The following is a 17,607-nucleotide window of genomic DNA, read 5'->3' on the forward strand; positions in this document are numbered from 1 at the left end:
TAGGTTGCCGGCTTTTGGAGTCCAGGCGGGTGGCCGATTCCGGCGAGGGATATACGACAAAAAGTGTGTCTTTTTGTGTTGCCCCGTGTCGGGGTTAGGTGCCTGCCCATCCTTTTTGTATGCCTAGGTTGTGTTCGTATGAGTCTGAGATAGCGTTGTCGTAGAGGGCTGGTCGTCCTGTTTGCTGGTCGGCTTTGTTCTCGTTGTGGGGCGTGGCGTGAACTTTGGCGAGTGCGTCACGTCCCCAGTTTTGTTCTTTGGCTATTTGTGCTGGTGGTATTGGGTCTTCGGTGTGGAGGTAGAGCCACCATTCCAGCATTCTTCGCTGTCGTTCTCCTCCTCGTCCGCGGTGAAGACGTGCCAGTAGTTTGAGCTGGGCGTTGATGGCGCCTTCTAGGTGGTTTGTTGTAGCCGCCCACGTGTAGTTGGGATCGGCTGAGGGTGCTGCAGGTTGTAGGAACGCGAAAAGCCATTGCTGGCGCGATAAATGTGACAGGCTGTTGAAAGCTCGTCTGACGCGGATATGGGTAAATTCTTGTTTGCCGGTGTAGATGTTGAGGCTCTTTTCATCCATCCACAGGCGGTAGACGTCATGGAATTGTTGCAGCTTAGCTGTCCATTGTGCTGCTTTGTCGAGACTATCGACTTGGGTGAGCTCTAAGGCAAGTGCGTAGATTGCTTTGCCTGCCTCGGTGCGTGGCCGGGAGGTGACATGCCTGCGAACAACTCGTTGGGCATGGACAAGGCAGCGCTGGATGGTTGTCTGTGGCCACAGTTGGCGGATCGCACTGTAGGCGCCAGTACCGCCATCGAGTACCACCATAAGTGGTGGCTGGAGTGGTTCAAGTAGTTGCTGGTAGGCCTGTGCGGTTTCGTGCTTGGCCCATACCCAGTTCAGGACGTGGAAGCGTGTGGCTGCAATGAGAAGGCACCCGGCTCCGGTGTAGGTTCCGTCTATAAATATCTGGTCGTAGATGCGGAAGCTGTCGATGTGGTGGGGGATGTCGATGAACCAGAAAGTATAAAATCGTCGTTCCACGCTGCGCCGGCTGATGTTGTGGCTAGCAGCGACGTGCGCTACTGAGGCACCGCCGCAGATGCAGTCAATGAATGTGTTGAAGTCTGCGGATAGTTGACGGTCTGGACGGGTCTTTGTCGTGGATGCCCCGCACGTCGGTGAGGTGCAACGCCATCGAGTTGTACCTTTGGTTGTTGTGCCGTTTTTCTTCATTACCCCAGCGCACACGGGACATCGTGGTCTGTTTTTCTTCATCCACTAAGACAACACCCACGCCTACCACAGACTCTGCATTGGATCGTGGATTGACCGTTCCGGGGACGTTTATATCGCTTCGAAGATTATAAACGCCCCAGTTTTACCCCCTTCACCTGCGTGTACCCCACCCGCACAGACACACTTTCTGTCGCATATCCCTCCGGCGAAGGTTAAGGGCGTTTCCGGAATAAAAAATCTCGCGGCCTCCGTGAAAGGAAACCGCGAGATTCTGTATTGTGCGCCATCAGGGACTTGAACCCCGAACCCACTGATTAAGAGTCAGTTGCTCTGCCAATTGAGCTAATGGCGCTTATGTTGTCTGGCTGGTTTGTTTGCCTGCCGTGCAACGAGAAATAACTTTAACACCCACTATTCAAAACTGTAAAATCGCCAGGCCATTGTGTGTTTTTAGGGCGTTTTATGATGGTTTATAGGGCTTCAAGATCTGCCGTCGAAGAAGGTGGGTGGGGCAGGGGTGTTCTTCTTATAACAATTGATTAACGCGTGAAGCGCCGTGTGGTGTTTTGAAGGTGTGCGATATACGCTAATTGAGAAATTCTGACCGTCTTATATACACAAATTTTAAAGGGCCCAAGTGTTTAATTCCCTCCCTCTCGCTCGTCGTGTCCTTGCCACTACCGCTGTAGCCCTAACAGCCACTGTTGCGGCAGCGTGCACCATTGATTCTTCCGCTCAAGATAATGCCGCTGAACAAGCCGCGTCCGCTGATGGCAGTCAGGGTGGTGCAGAGCAATCGCAAGCGCCAAAGGCAAAGGATCTGCAGTTCTCCGTTAAAAACGGTGCGAAAGACGTCGATCCTTCCGAGCTCGTCACGGTAAAGACCGAGGGTAAGCTGAAGTCCGTCACCATGACCAATGAGCTTGGCGTTGAGGTTGCGGAAAAGCTTTCCTCTGACGCGAAGACCTGGTCCACCGATGAGGTTCTGGGCTATAACCACACCTACACAATCAAAGCCGCCGACGTTGATGGAAACGAAAAGACCATCACCTTCAGCACCCCGCAGGCGGCGGGTGTCTCTGAGGTTGCGCTTTCCCCGATTCCGGGCGCCGAAGTGGGCGTTGGTCAGGTCATCGGCGTGCGCTTTGGCAACTACGTCACCGACCGCAAGGCTGCCGAGGAAGCAATCACCGTCAAGACCACCCCAGAGGTTGAAGGCGCCTTCTACTGGATCAATGACCAGGAAGTGCGCTGGCGTCCGAAGGATTACTGGCAGCCAGGCACCAAGGTTGAGGTCAACGTTGATCTCTACGGCCGCAACCTGGGCGGTGGCATCTATGGCGGCGAGGACGCTTCCACCAACTTCACCATCGGTGACCGTGTGATTTCCCTGGTGGACAACGCCACCAAGACTATGAAGGTATTTAAGAACGGCCAACTGCTGCGCGAGATTCCGGTTTCCCTGGGCACCGATGGCCAGTGGGATACTCCGAATGGCCGCTACATCATCGGCGATGAGTACGAGTCGTTGGTCATGGACTCCAGCACCTTTGGCTTGGCTGTCGACGCCGGCGGCTACCGTACCTCCGTCAATTACGCTACGCAGATGTCCTACTCCGGCATCTACGTTCACTCCGCACCGTGGTCCATCGGCGCACAGGGCGTCTATAACCAGTCCCACGGCTGCATCAACCTCTCCCCGGAGGCCGCGCAGTGGTTCCAGTCTGTGGTCAAGCGCGGCGACATCGTCCGCGTCTTTAACACTGGCGGTGAGCAGCTCAACCCATTCGATGGTTTGGGTGATTGGAACATGGACTGGGAGACTTGGTCCAAGGGCAATACCAACGCCAACGCTTAAAGCAGAGCTTCAAGCAGGATAAAAGGAACTAAGCGGTGACGCCGTGGCGTCGCCGTGCATGCGTTTGAGCACGTTCTCGGCGGAAATTAGGCACATCGGCACGCCCACTCCGGGCACTGTCGTGGCACCAGCATAGTAAAGCCCGGCAACCTTGGAAGAGACGTTCTTTCCGCGCAGGAACGCAGACTGCGCCAGCGTGTGCGCCGGGCCGATCGAGCCGCCGCGCCACGCGTGATAGCGTTCTGCAAAATCCGCTGGGCCCAGCGTGCGGCGGATTACGATGCGTTCTTCCAAGTCTGCGATACCGGCCCAATCCCCAATCTGCTTTACGGCAGCGTCAGCAATGGCCTCCACGTGGGCAGAAGGACTATCGCGGTAGGCGTTGCCGTGTCCCAGCGCGGAATCAGCCGGCACTGGCACGAGCACGAAGAGATTCTCGTGACCTTCCGGCGCCACATCGGGGTCCGTTGCCGAAGTCTTGGAGATGTAGATGGAGTGCGAACAGTCCAGCGGACGGGCTGGCTCAGGGCCGTGATAGACCGCGCGGAAGTCCGGCGCCCAGTCCTTGCTAAACAACAACGTGTGGTGTGAAAGCTCCGGAAGCTTGCCCGTCACTCCGAGCAGCACCAGCACGGTTCCAAGCCCCGCATCCCGCCCGGCAAAATACTTTTCCGGGTAGGTGCGCAGGCGTTGTGGGAGGAGCGCGTTCTCGGTGTGGTGAAGATCGGCGGCGGAAACCACGGCGTCGGCAAGCAGCTTTTGCGTGCCGGAGGCGTCGGTGATGCGCACGCCCGTCGCGCGCGGGGAGGCGCCCGCTGTGAGGATGCTGGTGACCTCCGCGCCCAAGCGGAACTGCACGCCGGCGAGCTGGGCCTGCTTGGCGATGGCGCGTACCACCGCATCGAAGCCACCCAGCGGGTAGCGCACGCCCTCGACCAAGTCCGTGTGGCTCATCAGCGAGTACAACGCCGGCGCCGCCGCGGGTTCGCTGGATAAGAACACCGCTGGATAGCTGAGCACCTGGCGCAGCCGGTAATCGCTAAAGGACTGCGCCACATGTTTGTCCAGCGTCCGTACAAGGAGCTGCGCCAGCATACCTAGCCGGGAGCGAACCGCGGGGCCTAAAAGCTCGCGGGGACTGCTGAAAGTGGTGTAAAGGAACTTCGATAGTGCCACGTTGTAGATGTCGCTGGCCTGGGCGAGGTAGGCGCGGATGCGGGCGCCGGCGCCGGGTTCGATGGACTCGAAGAGTTTGGCGACTTTCTCAACGCCGGTCTCGACGTCGAGGAAGTCACCATCGTCGTTGTAGACGCGGTAGGCGGGGCTGAGATCGATAAGCTCGAGCTCTGCCTGCGTGGACGTGCCACAGAGCTCAAAGAAGTGGTCGAATGCCTCTGGCATCAGGTACCAGGAAGGGCCCGTATCCCAACGAAAGCCCGCTTCTGTCAGGCTGCCCGCGCGGCCGCCCACCTCTTCTAGTTTGTCCACTACGGTGACCTTCTTGCCATCGCGCGCAAGCAACGCTGCGGTGGCAAGGCCGGCGACGCCTGCCCCGATGACGATGACGGTCTCGGGCTGCCCGCTGGAGTGGGCGGTAGAAAGGCGGGGCAGTTTCATCAGTTGCTCTTTCTTAAAGAATGCAAGGTGGCGCGGGTTAAAAGTGACAGCTTGCGTGGGGTGCTGACGCGGGTGCGTTGGGAAAAGACGGCGTCGGCAGGCAGTGCTGCAAGGTCGTTGGTCAAGGCCTCGAAAAGGTCAGTGGCGGCGGTGACACCGACACGCGCCGAGAATGGAAGCCTGCCGGTAACGGCGCGGGCAGTGGCGAGATCGCTGCGGATATCGGCGATGAGCAGGTCTTTGTCCTGCGTGCTCAAGCCGCCGTCGCCTGCCTGCGGGAAGTAGCTGCGGCCAAGTTGTGCGGTATCCGCGCCGAGGTCGCGCAAAAAGTTGACCTTTTGAAAGGCGGCGCCGAGGCGCCGTGCACCCGTCTCGAGCTGGCTCAGCTCGGGGCCAGAAACTGGATGATCCACCAAGAAAGCAGACAGGCACAAAAGCCCAATGACCTCCGCGGAGCCGTAGATATAGGCCTCGAGATCTTCCTCGTCGACGTAATCGCACTGGTGAAGGTCGCGGCGCATCGACGCGAAGAAGGCCCGGATGTGTTCATCTCTGAACCCGCAGCGCCTGGCGGAAATACCATAGGCATGCAGAACAGGATCAGTGTGAAAGCGTTGCGAAGGCGCGCGCAGAACCGCCTCTTCGTATGCATTGAGAGTCTGTTCGACTTCTGTTGTGTTAAGGCCCGCGGCGGTTGCGGCGCCGTCGACGATTTCATCCGCTATGCGAACCACGGCATAAAGATTGCGGATATCGGTGCGTGTGCGGGGAGCGAGCAGCTCGGAGGCAAAGGAAAAGCTCGTGGAATAGGCCGCGATGATTTGTGCTGCGGCTCTTTGGGCACTTTGGTCATAGCGTGGCAAAGGCTGAGTGGGGAAGCGAGAAATCCCAAACACAATCGGCCACCTTAATCCACGGGGCTAAAAATAGCGCGAGAAAAGTATAAGGCCCTAACCTGAAAAATAACAGGTTAGGGCCCTCATCGGGGTGGCTGACGGGGCTCGAACCCGCGACACCCAGGATCACAACCTGGTGCTCTACCAGCTGAACTACAGCCACCATCGCTGCCTTAAAAGCAGCACGGATAAGATTAACTCACGCCGCGTAAATTACAAAAACGCCTGGTAGTCAGCGGTAGTTGACTCCTTGAGATCCGCTGCTTCCGCGGAGGAGGGACCGTCGTCGGTGCGGAACACACTGCGGCGGTAGTAGTCCAACTCGCGGATGGACTCGATGATGTCCTGGAGCGCGCGGTGCGCCATGCCCTTGTCTGGCTGGTTGTAATAAGCGCGCGGGAACCAACGGCGGCTGAGCTCCTTGATGGTGGAAACGTCAATCATGCGGTAGTGCAGCGCTTCATCCAAGCGCGGCATGTAGGCGCGAATGAAGGTGCGGTCGGTGGCGATGGAGTTGCCTGCCAGGGGGGCAGGATGCTCGGGGTCGCAGTGCTCAGCGATGAGCGCCAGGACGGCATCTTCGGCTTCCCGCAGAGTGGTGGTGGATTCGCGGATTTCCTTATCCAGGCCGGAGTTGGCGTGCATGTTGGTGACAAAGTCATCCATCTCAGCGAGCTCCGCTTCCGTGGCATGGACCACTAGGTCGATTCCCTCACCAATGACGTTGAGGTTGCCATCAGTGATGATGGCGGCCACCTCCACGATGACGTGGCGCTTCGGGTCCAGCCCTGTCATCTCCAAGTCAATCCAGACGAGTCGGTCATTCTTCGGGGCGATGTCAGTCATGGGTTTAACCTTAGTCTTCCTAGAGCCGCGCTTGTCGACGCCTCCCTTCCCACCGTCTGATTTAATCCACCGGCGTGGAAGGTGTGGCGGGGGTAGGCAAAGGGTGTGTTTTGGTGCAGATAGTTCAGTTTTTCTAAATGGTTTGTCTTAGCGGTATTGACGGTCCTTGAGCTGTGCATTAAATTTCGTTCAACCGACAGGTAATGTGAAGAATTAGATTCTTCCAAAACATTTTCGTGATTATCCTCACAAAGTTCGATTGAAGTAGTGCATGATTCTTTATGTCACTCTTTATGTTAGAGATCACACTTTTAGAAAGTAGGTTCCCTCATATGGCCGGGTTCTTGGATGTTCTCAACTCCCTCATTTGGTCCCCAGCACTCGTGTTCCTGTGCTTGGGCGCCGGTGTCTATTTCACGATCGTGACCAAGGGGTTGCAGATTCGCTGTATTCCCGACATGATTGCGCAGCTGAAGAACGGCGAGAAATCAGACTCCGGTGTTTCTTCCTTCCAGTCCCTGATGATTTCCCTCGCCGGTCGCGTCGGCGTCGGCAATATTGCCGGTGTTGCCACGGCGATCGCCTTCGGTGGCCCAGGTGCTGTCTTTTGGATGTGGGCGGTGTCGCTGTTGGGGTCCGCTACCTCGTTCGTGGAATGTACTCTCGCCCAGGTCTACAAGGAAAAGGATCAGGACACCGGCGAGTACCGCGGTGGCCCGGCGTACTACATCGAAAAGGCTTACCGTCACACCTCTGTGGGCCCGTTCATGCTGGTCTACGGCATCATCTTCGCTGTCGCCATGACTCTGGCTACCAGCTACTTTCTCCCAGGCATCCAGGCCAACGGTGTGGCCGCTGCAGTGGGGAACGCCTGGGGTGTCAACGTCACCTGGTCCGCAGTCATCCTGGCTGGCGTCTTGGCCTTCATCATCATCGGTGGCGTCAAGCGTATCGCTAACTTCACCTCGCTCATCGTTCCATTCATGGCCGGCGCTTATATCATCATTGCGCTGACCATCCTGTTCATGAACTTCGGCGACATTCCACACGTTTTTGGCCTCATCTTCAAGTCTGCATTTGACATGGAAGCAGGATTCGCGGGCATGCTGGGCTCTGCAATCATGTGGGGCGTAAAGCGCGGTATCTACTCCAACGAGGCAGGCCAGGGCACCGGCCCGCAGTCGGCAGCAGCTGCTGAGGTTTCCCACCCAGCAAAGCAGGGCTTCGTTCAAGCATTCGCCGTCTACGTCGATACCCTCTTCGTCTGCTCGGCCACCGCCTTCATCATCATCTCCACTGACATGTACAAGGTCTTCGAAGGCGAGTCCGAGGACGGCGCCGTTCGCTACGCCGGCTCCCTGCCTGACGGCATTGAGGTCGGCCCAGGCTTCGTTCAATCCGGTATGGACTCGGTATTCAACGGGGTCGGCGCTTCCTTCGTGGCAATTGCTATCGCGTTCTTCGCCTTCACCACCGTTCTGGCTTACTACTACATGGCAGAGACCAACCTCACCTACTTCAACCGCTGGATCAAGAATGCTGGCGCACGCCGCGCGCTGGTGTGGGTCCTGCGCGGCCTCATCATCATCTCCGTCATCATTGGTGCTACCACCACCCCGGGCTCCGCGTGGGCATTGGGCGACATCGGAGTGGGCGCCACCGCATGGCTTAACATCATCGCCGTCCTCTTCCTCCAGGTCCCGGCACTCAAGTGCCTCAAGGACTACAGCGCGCAGAAGAAGGCTGGCAAGGATCCGGTCTTCGACCCTGAAGCTCTGGGCATCAAGAACGCCGACTTCTGGGTAGAGCGCAAGAACGCTCGCTCTTCCTCTGTAGTTGAGTAAGGCACACCAAAAGCAGGCTCGCGGAAAGGGTGGGAGTGCCTTAGGCCATCTTTGAGTAGAAGCTGCCGATGAGCGGTGCGGCAATCGGGGTAGGAATGATTTGGCCAAGCGTATTCATGGCCTTCGACAGCGGGCCTGGCACCACGCGGCGCTGGTTGCGAGCCATAGCCTCTAGGGTCTCTGCGGAGCAGGACTCGTAGGTGGTCCACAGGAAGTCAGGAACTACCTTATCTACGATGGACTGCTCTTCTTCCGGGATGACGGCATCGCGCACCGGGCCGGGGGCTAGCAAGGTACAGCTGACGCCAGAGCCTTTGAGCTCGTAGTGCAGCGCCTCGGTGAAAGCGTTGACGCCTGCCTTTGTAAATACATAGGTGGCGTTGTTCGGGATGGAGACGTTGCCCGCTGCAGAACCAACGTTGCAGATAGCGCCGGAGCGACGCGGCAGCATCTGGTCCAAAGCGGCGCGGGTCAGGCGGTGCACGGCCTTGCCGTTGAGATCGAATTGCTTGTTCTCATAGTCCCAGTCCTGGTCCATGAATTTGCCAAAGCTGGCGATGCCCGCGGAGTTGACGATGATGGAAATCTCTTTGCCGGCCATGAACTCGATGACGCGGTCGACGTCGGCTTCCTTTGCTAAGTCGGCGGCCAGAGCGATCGCATCGATCTCGTGCTTCGTCTTCAGTTCATCCGCGATGCGCTCGAGGACTTCCTGGCGGCGCGCCACCAAAATGACGTTATAACCGCGGGCGGCCAGATCGCGCGCCATCGCCTCGCCGATGCCCTGGCTAGCGCCCGTAAGTAGCGCATAGGAATTGCGGGTGGGTGCGGGAAGACCTGCGTTTTTAGCCATTGTGATTGTGTCCTTTCGCCGAAAAGAAGTTTTCAACCAGCGTAGACGAAAGCAAAACATCAGGGTGATTCTCGGGGTTTTACCTGATGCGTGTGGCCTGCCGAGAAGCTTTAATGGAAGGCGCACACTAAGAAGAAAGGACAATCATGAATACCCGTTTGACCCGCTCGAGCACAGATTTGTACATCGGAGGCGTGTGCGGCGGCATTGCTCAGACCTACAACCTGGATCCCACGTTGGTGCGCATCCTCTTCGTTGTTGCCACTTTGGCAGGCTTTTCCGGTGTGCTGGCTTATATCATCCTGTGGGTCGTGATGCCGGTAGGCAGCTAAGCCCTACTGCAGTGGCCCAAAGCCCATGAACCTATGCCAGGTTTCCCATTCATCGCGGAGCCTGGCGGCGTGGTGTGCGGGGCTGGCGACGTCGTCGATAAGCACCGCGTCCTGCATTCGCACGCCATTGTCGAAGAACAACGCCGCGTGCCCGGAAGCGCCATAGCGCACGACAGGAACGAGGTTGAGGCCGTCGAAGGAAAGATGCGCATTCGGGCGCACATCAAGGCCCGCGATGGCGGCAAGCGTCGGCGCCAGGTCCATCGGGGAGACTAGCTCTGGGCACGGCTCCACCAGCTTTTGATCCGTAACACCCGGCCACGACAGCGACATCGGCGAGGGCCCGCCGCTTAAGGAACACACAGCAAGGACGCTGTGCTTGGCGACGTCGCGCAACCGCGCCGGCTCCGCAGGTTCCTCGAGCAGCCGGAACACGGGCTGCTCAGCAGTGCCGGGGGGCGAGTCGATGTCCTCGCTGATGCGGTAGCCGGCCTCGCGGAAGATATCGGTGATACGGGTAGTGGCGCCGCGCTGCGGATACTGGCCGGTCAGAACCGAGTTGCGCGATTGTGCGTATTCCGGCGAAGGCGCCCATGCGTTGGCAAAACGCATGCCGATGAGCGCTTCTTCTGGGGCAGTGACGAAGGTGGCCAGCGTGATATCCATGCTTGTCATTTTAGGCGCGCTTACTAATCCAGACCGATAAAACCAAAGAAAAGGCCACCAATCTGTGGAAGAAACTTTCCAGTAAAGTGGCCTTTTCGGCGGTGCCCCCAGCAGGACTCGAACCCGCGACACATGGGGTAGAAACCCACTGCTCTAATCCGCTGAGCTATGGAGGCTTAGGCCTTCATCTTAGACCAGCCGGCCTCCCGTACTAAAAGTAGGGCTTAGCGTCTTAGGCCTTGTCCGCTTCTGCCGAGTGGGCGGACTTGTGAAGAAGGGTTTCTTCGCTCTCGCCGCCAACGGAAAGGATGAGATCTACCAGCTGGTTGGCGGCAGGGGAAAGGTCGCGGTCGCGGCGGTAGATGAGCAAGGACTGCATCGGTGGGATGCCTTCTGCAATCTCGCGGAGGTGAATGCCGCGGTGGTTGAGCGCCTGCGCCGAGCTGGGGACAAGGCACACGCCGATGCCGCCGGAAACCAGCGGGAGGCCGGTCTGGAGGGTAGAGATTTCTTGGACGCGGCTAGGGACGGCGTCCGGGTGCTTGGCAAAGACCTGGTCCAGCAGCTCAGGAAGGCCAACGAATTCAGGGTTGCGCGGAGGCAGGATCCACGTTTCTTCCGCGATGTCGTGAAGGGAAACAGGGTTGGGCAGGTGCTGGAGGCGATCCGGTACAGCGACGCGGAATTCCATCTCGCTGGCTACATGGACGTTGAGCTCGTCGTGGTAACGCTGGGCAAATGCGTGTGGGTCAGTCGAAGGCATCAGGCCTAGGTCGATGGAGCCTTCGAGGATGCGGCGCAGGGTTATGGTCGGTTCCGGATCGTCCAAGAAGATGTTGACCTCAGGGGCGCGATCCACCATGCGGTGAAGAACCTCTGGCATAAACAGCCAGTTGAACTCCGGCGCAGACGCGATAGAGACGCTGCCGGCGGCGCCGCTGGCGATCTCGGTGATGCGCTGTGCGGCGTCGCTAAGCAGGGTGTCCATCTTCGCGGCGATGGAATAGAGGTAGTCGCCCGCTTCGGTGGTCTTAACACCGGCGCGGCCGCGGGTCAGGAGTCGAACTTCAAGCTCCTTTTCGAGCTTACGGATAGAGAGACTGAGAGAAGGCTGAGTCATATCTAGAGCTTCAGCCGCATGAGTGAAAGATCCGTAGTCCACTACGGAACGAAAGTAGAGTAGCTGGCGTGAATCCATAGGGGATAATTATGCCAGAACTTAAAAGATTATTCGTTTTAGGTAAGAAGACGGTTTGGGCGGTAGACTGCGCCTATGGAAAAGCGGGAAGAAACTGCCAGCTCAGCGGCTCGCGCGGCTTCGGCAACGGATTCGCCGGCGCAGGGCGCTGCGTCCAAGAACACAGTTTTCAAAGGTGGAAAACGTGGCGCCAAAGGTGCTACAACGGTCTACCTCGCGGCTCTTATCGTTTCAGGGCTGGTTGCTGGTGTCATTTCCTTGTTCTTTCTGGCGGAGTCACTCGCGGCATTGGGCATTCCCGATCCCGGGCGTTTGACCACATTCGGCCTGCCATTTTTCCGCGGCGTCGCCTGGATTTTAATGGCGCTGTCGGTGGGCTCGTACATGGTTTCAGCCTTTCTCGTTGCGCCGCAAATTCCTAAAAAAGACAATGATCGTCTCATTGAGTCGCGCTTAAGCGTCGATGGACACATCGCCGCCCGCACCGGCGCCCTGGCAGCTTTTGGCGTGGCAGTGGTATCTCTGCTGGAAGTGCCGCTGGTTATGTCCGATCTGACGGGCACGCCTTTCCTCAAAGTCCTCAACCCGCAGCTGATGAGCATGGCGATGGATAGCATTTCCACCTCCCAGGCCTGGTTGGTCACCGCCGCCCTCGCGGTTGTTGCCGGCGTGCTGGGCCTAGTTTCTAAGAAATGGTCCCTGCAGCCCATTGCGTTTTTCTTCGCACTCATGCAGATTGTGCCCCTCGGCATGGAAGGCCACTCTGCTTCCGGCGGCGACCATGATTACGGCACGAACTCCCTGCTTTTCCACCTTTTCTTCATGGTGCTTTGGGTGGGCGGATTGCTGGGGCTTATAGCCCATAGTCGCCGTCTCGGCCCAGGCATGCCTACGGCTGTGCGCCGCTACTCGGTGGTTGCTTTCATCTCCATCGTGGCTATGGCCGCCTCCGGCGTGATTAATGCGCTCATCCGCGTTGAGCTAGCAGACCTGTTTAGCACCCGCTATGGCCTTATCATCGTCACCAAGGCGGTGCTTACTGTTCTGCTTGCCGTCTTTGGACTAGCGCATCGCCAGATCACCATGCCGCAGCTGGAGCGCCGTCCGCTGCTTTTCCGCCGCGTCGCATTCGTGGAAATCCTCGTGATGGCAGCCACCGTGGGCGTGGCTATTTCCATGGGCCGCACGCCGCCCCCGCCGCCGCGCGATCCGAACCTGAACAACATGCAGGTGCTCTTGGGCTACGAGCTTCTCGACGCCCCGACGGTGACCAACGTCTGGACCATGTACCGCTATGACCTCATGTTTGGCACTTTGGGGCTCGTGCTTGCTGCCGCCTATGGTTACGCGCTGCTGCGCTTGCGCCGCCGCGGCCTTAACTGGTCGCGGGTCCGAACCACCTGGTTTATGCTGGGCGCCTTAGGCCTGACCTTCATCATGAGCTCGGGCATCGGCCTTTATATCCCGGCGCTTTATTCCATGCACATGCTGGGGCATATGCTCCTTTCCATGGCGGTTCCGCTCTTCCTCGTGCTCGGCGCACCGCTGACCTTGGTGATGGAGGCCTTTGAGCCCGGCGCGCCGGGGCGTCCCACTGTCCATGACTTGGCGGTGGCGGTAACTAAGTCGAAGCTTTTGAAGTTTCTTACCCATCCGGCGGTCAATCTGATTCAGTTCCTGACCTTTTTGTACGTGCTCTACCTTTATCCGGAGCTGTATCAATTCGCGGTTTCTGAGCATGCCGGCCACGTAATCATGAACTGGGTCTTCTTGGCCTCGGGCTATATCTATTACTGGGAGGTTATCGGCCCGGATCCGTTGCCGTTCCGCGCGCCGACTAACCTGCGCCTTCTGGTGTTGTTCTTCTCGATGCCGCTGCACCTTTTCGCCGGCGTCTACTTGATGCAGCTGCAGAGCGTGCTCGGCGTGGAGTTTTATGAGTCGCTGGGGCTGCCGTGGCACCCGGACTTGCTGCAGGATCAGCGCGTGGGCGGCGGCATCGCGTGGGGCTTTGGCCAGTTCCCGTTGGTCATCGTCTTTGGCAAACTCTTTTTGGACTGGCTGCGCGATGACCGTGCTACCGCTCGCCGCCACGATGCCAAGGCAGAGGTTGACGGCGATGCGGAGCTGGAGGATTACAACGAAATGTTGCGCCGCATGAGTGAGGGCGACGCCACTGGATTCCGGCAGCAGTAATCGTTGCAGTAGAGCCGGTTATTTTTCTGAGCGAAGTTCTTTTTGTGGATAGATCCCCTGCCGTTTCGGGCAGGGGATTAACTTTTGTTGACGCTTCCAACAAGTTATCCACAGCTAGGAAAATCGGCCCTTGTGACAGTGCTAGGACGCTAGCGATGATTCGAGCAAGGAAGGCATTTACACGACCTCCTTAAAACACCGCGAGGCAGGAAGACCTGTACTCACAAGTTTCGCTAGCTCAGCAAAGGATTTTCTAAAGCACATGTCTCAGCTACCAATCACCATCACCGGCCACCTCACGCACGAACCCGAGCTCATTAAAGTCAACACCGACATGTACAAGGCGCGCCTGCGCGTGGCATCCTCCCGCCGCATCCCGGTGGATAACGCGGACAACGGAGTCCGCGAGTGGCGCGATACCGACCTCATCTACATCGACGTGGAGCTGTGGGGTCAGTTCGCGATCAACGTTAAGAAGTCATTGCACCGCGGAATGCCGGTCATCGTGGTCGGCTCGGTCTGCTCCGATTCCTGGCTGGCGCCCGATGGCCAGAATAAGTTCCGCACCTTTATCAAGGCTTTCTATGTCGGCCTAGACCTAAACCGCTACGTTATCTCCTCCCGCAAGCTCGAGCGCGTCTATGAAACCGACGGATTGGAAGCACCTGCTTCGGGCGAGACGATGCCGGAAGTCGATGTAGACAGGACGGCGTCGATGGCCGCAGGTGCCGGCACCCAAGACCATGACGATAAGCACGACACCGCAGCCGATCGCCGTCAAGCTGCGCATAGTAAGGCGAATGCAGCCGAGGAGTCGTTCGAGGAGACCGAGGCGCCCGCCGAGCAATCGGTAGGCAGCTAAGCACCGCCTTGTGGATGCCTGCGACCTGGGCGCCCCGGGGAGGTACAAAGCGGGGGATTGAAATCACACGCTAATCCCAGCCCGAGGCGCTAGGTACATCCATGTCATGTACTCTTTGTTGTGTTATAAACCATTCCCAAGTTCAAGCAAAGGGTGAAACATGGGCGAATTCATCTACACGATGAAAAACGTGCGTAAGGCAGTCGGCGAGAAGCTCATTCTCGACAACGTAACGATGGCCTTCTACCCAGGCGCCAAGATTGGTGTCGTCGGCCCGAATGGTGCAGGTAAGTCCTCCATTCTGAAGATCATGGCCGGCATTGATCAGCCTTCCAACGGTGAAGCATTCATCGACCCGGGCAAGACCGTGGGCATCCTCATGCAGGAGCCACCGCTCAACGAGGAAAAGACCGTCCGCGGCAACGTGGAAGAGGGCCTCGGTGACATCTTCGAGAAGAAGCAGCGCTTCGAAGCTATCGCGGAAGAGATGGCTACCAACTACACCGACGAGCTCATGGAAGAAATGGGCAAGCTGCAGGAGGAGCTGGACGCTGCCGACGCCTGGGAGGTCGACTCCAAGATCGAGCAGGCCATGGAAGCGCTGCGCTGCCCGCCTTCCGATGCCCCGGTAAACAACCTTTCCGGTGGTGAGCGCCGCCGCGTTGCGCTGGCGAAGCTGCTGCTTTCCGAGCCTGACCTGTTGCTGCTCGACGAGCCAACCAACCACCTGGACGCCGAGTCCGTGGAGTGGCTGGAAAAGCACCTTGCTGACTATCCGGGTGCCGTCCTAGCCGTTACCCACGACCGTTACTTCCTCGACCACGTCGCGGGTTGGATCTGTGAGGTTGACCGCGGCAAGCTCTACCCATACGAGGGCAACTACTCCACCTACCTGGAGAAGAAGGCCGAGCGTCTCGAGGTTGCTGGCGCCAAGGATAAGAAGCTGCAAAAGCGCCTGAAGGAAGAGCTCGCCTGGGTTCGTTCCGGTGCCAAGGCACGCCAGGCAAAGAACAAGGCTCGTCTCCAGCGCTATGAGGAGATGGCTGCTGAGGCTGAGCAGTACCGCAAGCTCGACTTCGAAGAAATCCAGATCCCAACCCCTCCACGCCTGGGTAACAAGGTTGTTGAGGTTAAGAATCTGGTCAAGGGCTTCGATGGTCGCACCCTGATCAAGGATCTCTCCTTCACCCTGCCGCGTAACGGCATCGTGGGCGTCATCGGCCCGAACGGCGTCGGTAAGTCCACCCTGTTCAAGACCATCGTTGGCTTGGAGCAGCCGGACGAGGGCACCGTCGAGGTTGGCGAGACCGTCAAACTGTCCTACGTTGACCAGGGCCGCGAGAACATTGACCCAGAGGCAACCGTCTGGGAGGTCGTTTCTGACGGATTGGATTACATCCACGTCGGCCAGAACGAAATGCCTTCTCGTGCATACCTGTCCGCATTCGGTTTCAAGGGCCCGGACCAACAGAAGCCTTCCAAGGTGCTCTCCGGTGGTGAGCGCAACCGCCTGAACCTGGCGCTGACCCTGAAAGAGGGCGGCAACCTGATCCTCCTCGATGAGCCAACCAACGACCTGGACGTCGAGACCCTGGGCTCCCTGGAAAACGCTCTAGAGAAGTTCCCGGGCTGTGCAGTGGTCATTTCCCACGACCGCTGGTTCCTGGACCGCACATGTACCCACATCCTCGCGTGGGAGGGCAACGTTGCAGAAGGCCAGTGGTTCTGGTTCGAGGGCAACTTCGGTGATTATGAGAAGAACAAGATCGAGCGCCTCGGTGAAGACGCTGCTCGCCCGAGCCGTGTTACCCACCGCAAGCTGACCCGATAAGAGTGACTACTAGCTAGTAAAAGGAATCAATGTCTTCTGAAAAGGTGCACGCCCATTCTGTAGGCGTACGGTGGTCGGACTTCGACATGTACGGCCACATGATGAACGCCAACTATATCGAGTTGGCGCAGGAGGCCCGCCTGGCATTTGCCATGGACCATTTCTACAAGCAGGGTTTGGAACTCATTGCGTTCGTGCGTCATCTCGACGTCGACTATGTTCGCCCGCTGAAGTGGGATGGAAAGAATTCCACCGTCACCGTAGAGACTGCTGTGGTACGCCTGGGCAATACCTCGTTTACCACCCGGCAGGAAATCAAAGACGGTGCTGGCAACGTAACTTGCGTGGTCACCTGCACTCAGGTGGTCATCGATAAGGCAACGCAGGCGCCGCGTCCCGTCTCCGAGGAAGAGAAGAAAATCATCACGGAGAATGCTTTGGTTAAGCTGGACGCATAGCGCGAGCCAAATCCGGCTCGCTGCGTGAGCAGTTTGTCTAGGAGGGTCCGCAGACCATGGTTCATGAATCACTCGAATTATTAAGTGGTGGACCTGGTTTGCGGGCCCTTCTCGCACGTGCGGTGGGGCTGGATGCTTCAGCGGTGGTGCGCTTGCGCCAATTCGACGCCCAGACCGTCGAGGCCTTCGTTACCACCCCGTTCGAGGTCGTCGCCGCCCGCCGCATAGAGGCCGTTGTGTCCCGCGATGGGGCAGTGGTTTCCGCGCAGACCCTGCATGATGCGCTTGTGCTCGCCGGGATTGAGTCTGCGACGCTGGACCTAGGCCCAGCCCGCGATCCTTCTTGGCCCGGTGCGCTGCCGCCAGCCACGGGCTTTCAGCTCATCGATACCCTGCCCGTCGAGGTGGTCCGTGAGCTCTCGGATAAAGGCCAACAGTTAGCACGCCAGTTCTCTGGCCCAATGGGCCCGCCCGCCAGCTTGCTGAACCAGACCGTGGTCACGGTTAGCGGCGGTGCGGAGCAAGAGGTAGAAATCCCTATGCGGATGATCTTTGCCTGCACGAGCCTAGGCCTAATTCCCGGTTTTGCTGCGCCCATGGATATCCCACGCCATCTGCGTGTCTCCGGCCTCGGTCGGTGGGTGCGCGTCGATGCGCCCTTCGGTAGCGTTTATCGCTCGACGCGCTTGTCCCTCTTCTAACTCGCTACAAAAGCGCCGCGGGCCCTCCGAAAGCCGTCCGCCGAGCGGGCCAAAAGAGTGGCTGAGCTCGAAAAATACACGGTTTATTTGCGTCATTCTAAGGATGGTAGCGGTGTGCTATGGCCCCCGCGAGCCGTGGTAAAAAATCACACTCGAAACCATTTGTGTTGTGCGTTACTCTTTGAGAAGGAGTGTATCCATCAAGATTATCTTGT

General features: G+C 58.3%; 15 protein-coding genes and 3 tRNA genes. 8 read left to right on the forward strand and 10 right to left on the reverse strand.

Annotated features, from left to right (window positions below; genetic code table 11):
* Positions 1-94: 94 nt before the first annotated feature.
* Both HMPREF3158_RS08130 and HMPREF3158_RS08135 read right to left on the reverse strand, forming a co-directional pair.
* Complete coding sequence (locus HMPREF3158_RS08130) at positions 95-1,273, reverse strand: IS1249 family transposase (protein ID WP_070498012.1); 1,179 nt, start codon at positions 1,271-1,273, stop codon at positions 95-97.
* 240 nt (positions 1,274-1,513) lie between these two features.
* Positions 1,514-1,586 (reverse strand) — tRNA-Lys (locus HMPREF3158_RS08135).
* A 285-nt stretch (positions 1,587-1,871) separates the two neighbouring features.
* Here HMPREF3158_RS08135 and HMPREF3158_RS08140 point away from each other — a divergent pair.
* Positions 1,872-3,092 carry a L,D-transpeptidase gene (locus HMPREF3158_RS08140; protein ID WP_061924316.1) on the forward strand — a complete coding sequence of 407 codons (1,221 nt, stop codon included), beginning with the start codon at positions 1,872-1,874 and terminating at the stop codon, positions 3,090-3,092.
* 9 nt (positions 3,093-3,101) lie between these two features.
* Here HMPREF3158_RS08140 and crtI read toward each other — a convergent pair whose 3' ends face one another.
* The 4 genes from crtI to orn all read right to left on the reverse strand — a co-directional run bounded on the left by crtI (position 3,102) and on the right by orn (position 6,451).
* Positions 3,102-4,709 (reverse strand): phytoene desaturase family protein, encoded by a 1,608-nt coding sequence (gene crtI / locus HMPREF3158_RS08145; protein WP_070498013.1) that lies wholly within the window; start codon positions 4,707-4,709, stop codon positions 3,102-3,104.
* A complete protein-coding gene (locus tag HMPREF3158_RS08150; protein ID WP_246816198.1) occupies positions 4,709-5,605 on the reverse strand; it encodes a phytoene/squalene synthase family protein in 897 nt (298 codons plus the stop codon). The genes crtI and HMPREF3158_RS08150 overlap by 1 nt, the downstream gene beginning before the upstream one ends.
* Before the next feature lie 90 nt (positions 5,606-5,695).
* Positions 5,696-5,768 (reverse strand) — tRNA-His (locus tag HMPREF3158_RS08155).
* 50 nt (positions 5,769-5,818) lie between these two features.
* Positions 5,819-6,451 (reverse strand): oligoribonuclease, encoded by a 633-nt coding sequence (gene orn, locus HMPREF3158_RS08160; RefSeq protein WP_061924309.1) that lies wholly within the window; start codon positions 6,449-6,451, stop codon positions 5,819-5,821.
* Between the two features lie 332 nt (positions 6,452-6,783).
* Between orn and HMPREF3158_RS08165 the strand changes: the two genes are divergently transcribed.
* Entirely contained in the window at positions 6,784-8,295 is a 1,512-nt protein-coding gene (locus HMPREF3158_RS08165) for an alanine/glycine:cation symporter family protein (RefSeq protein WP_070432979.1), read from the forward strand.
* Positions 8,296-8,335: 40 nt separating this feature from the next.
* Here HMPREF3158_RS08165 and cmrA read toward each other — a convergent pair whose 3' ends face one another.
* On the reverse strand, positions 8,336-9,148 hold the full coding sequence (gene cmrA / locus HMPREF3158_RS08170) for a mycolate reductase (RefSeq protein WP_062037495.1): 813 nt from the start codon (positions 9,146-9,148) through the stop codon (positions 8,336-8,338).
* Positions 9,149-9,294: 146 nt separating this feature from the next.
* Here cmrA and HMPREF3158_RS08175 point away from each other — a divergent pair, with 146 nt between their 5' ends.
* Positions 9,295-9,480: a PspC domain-containing protein gene (locus HMPREF3158_RS08175; RefSeq protein WP_201057373.1), complete on the forward strand. Its 186-nt coding sequence runs from the start codon at positions 9,295-9,297 to the stop codon at positions 9,478-9,480.
* 3 nt (positions 9,481-9,483) lie between these two features.
* Here the strand turns inward: HMPREF3158_RS08175 and HMPREF3158_RS08180 are convergent, their stop codons facing one another.
* The 3 genes from HMPREF3158_RS08180 to HMPREF3158_RS08190 all read right to left on the reverse strand — a co-directional run bounded on the left by HMPREF3158_RS08180 (position 9,484) and on the right by HMPREF3158_RS08190 (position 11,344).
* Positions 9,484-10,146: a hypothetical protein gene (locus HMPREF3158_RS08180; RefSeq protein ID WP_070498189.1), complete on the reverse strand. Its 663-nt coding sequence runs from the start codon at positions 10,144-10,146 to the stop codon at positions 9,484-9,486.
* 102 nt (positions 10,147-10,248) lie between these two features.
* Positions 10,249-10,322 (reverse strand) — tRNA-Arg (locus HMPREF3158_RS08185).
* A 56-nt stretch (positions 10,323-10,378) separates the two neighbouring features.
* Complete coding sequence (locus HMPREF3158_RS08190; protein ID WP_070498015.1) at positions 10,379-11,344, reverse strand: LysR family transcriptional regulator; 966 nt, start codon at positions 11,342-11,344, stop codon at positions 10,379-10,381.
* A gap of 75 nt (positions 11,345-11,419) precedes the next feature.
* On the opposite strand from HMPREF3158_RS08190, the gene HMPREF3158_RS08195 reads away from it, so the two are divergent.
* From HMPREF3158_RS08195 to HMPREF3158_RS08215, 5 genes are all read left to right on the forward strand, one after another.
* Positions 11,420-13,540: a bifunctional copper resistance protein CopD/cytochrome c oxidase assembly protein gene (locus tag HMPREF3158_RS08195; protein WP_070498017.1), complete on the forward strand. Its 2,121-nt coding sequence runs from the start codon at positions 11,420-11,422 to the stop codon at positions 13,538-13,540.
* Positions 13,541-13,802: 262 nt separating this feature from the next.
* On the forward strand, positions 13,803-14,402 hold the full coding sequence (locus tag HMPREF3158_RS08200) for a single-stranded DNA-binding protein (RefSeq protein WP_070455883.1): 600 nt from the start codon (positions 13,803-13,805) through the stop codon (positions 14,400-14,402).
* A gap of 160 nt (positions 14,403-14,562) precedes the next feature.
* Complete coding sequence (gene ettA / locus HMPREF3158_RS08205; protein WP_062037514.1) at positions 14,563-16,233, forward strand: energy-dependent translational throttle protein EttA; 1,671 nt, start codon at positions 14,563-14,565, stop codon at positions 16,231-16,233.
* A 29-nt stretch (positions 16,234-16,262) separates the two neighbouring features.
* Entirely contained in the window at positions 16,263-16,691 is a 429-nt protein-coding gene (locus tag HMPREF3158_RS08210; RefSeq protein ID WP_062037517.1) for an acyl-CoA thioesterase, read from the forward strand.
* Between the two features lie 56 nt (positions 16,692-16,747).
* On the forward strand, positions 16,748-17,392 hold the full coding sequence (locus HMPREF3158_RS08215) for a DUF8185 domain-containing protein (protein ID WP_062037520.1): 645 nt from the start codon (positions 16,748-16,750) through the stop codon (positions 17,390-17,392).
* Positions 17,393-17,607: the final 215 nt, after the last annotated feature.

This window comes from Corynebacterium sp. HMSC06G04 (genome assembly GCF_001807365.1).
Classification (GTDB): Bacteria; Actinomycetota; Actinomycetes; order Mycobacteriales; family Mycobacteriaceae; genus Corynebacterium; species Corynebacterium simulans.

Bases quoted from the DNA above. Each gene is read 5' to 3' on its own strand.
- HMPREF3158_RS08130 (WP_070498012.1), bottom strand. From the start codon at position 1,273: ATGAAGAAAAACAGACCACGATGTCCCGTGTGCGCTGGGGTAATGAAG.
- crtI (WP_070498013.1), bottom strand. From the start codon at position 4,709: ATGAAACTGCCCCGCCTTTCTACCGCCCACTCCAGCGGGCAGCCCGAG.
- orn (WP_061924309.1), bottom strand. From the start codon at position 6,451: ATGACTGACATCGCCCCGAAGAATGACCGACTCGTCTGGATTGACTTG.
- HMPREF3158_RS08165 (WP_070432979.1), top strand. From the start codon at position 6,784: ATGGCCGGGTTCTTGGATGTTCTCAACTCCCTCATTTGGTCCCCAGCA.
- cmrA (WP_062037495.1), bottom strand. From the start codon at position 9,148: ATGGCTAAAAACGCAGGTCTTCCCGCACCCACCCGCAATTCCTATGCG.
- HMPREF3158_RS08175 (WP_201057373.1), top strand. From the start codon at position 9,295: ATGAATACCCGTTTGACCCGCTCGAGCACAGATTTGTACATCGGAGGC.
- HMPREF3158_RS08180 (WP_070498189.1), bottom strand. From the start codon at position 10,146: ATGGATATCACGCTGGCCACCTTCGTCACTGCCCCAGAAGAAGCGCTC.
- HMPREF3158_RS08190 (WP_070498015.1), bottom strand. From the start codon at position 11,344: ATGGATTCACGCCAGCTACTCTACTTTCGTTCCGTAGTGGACTACGGA.
- HMPREF3158_RS08195 (WP_070498017.1), top strand. From the start codon at position 11,420: ATGGAAAAGCGGGAAGAAACTGCCAGCTCAGCGGCTCGCGCGGCTTCG.
- HMPREF3158_RS08200 (WP_070455883.1), top strand. From the start codon at position 13,803: ATGTCTCAGCTACCAATCACCATCACCGGCCACCTCACGCACGAACCC.
- ettA (WP_062037514.1), top strand. From the start codon at position 14,563: ATGGGCGAATTCATCTACACGATGAAAAACGTGCGTAAGGCAGTCGGC.
- HMPREF3158_RS08210 (WP_062037517.1), top strand. From the start codon at position 16,263: ATGTCTTCTGAAAAGGTGCACGCCCATTCTGTAGGCGTACGGTGGTCG.
- HMPREF3158_RS08215 (WP_062037520.1), top strand. From the start codon at position 16,748: ATGGTTCATGAATCACTCGAATTATTAAGTGGTGGACCTGGTTTGCGG.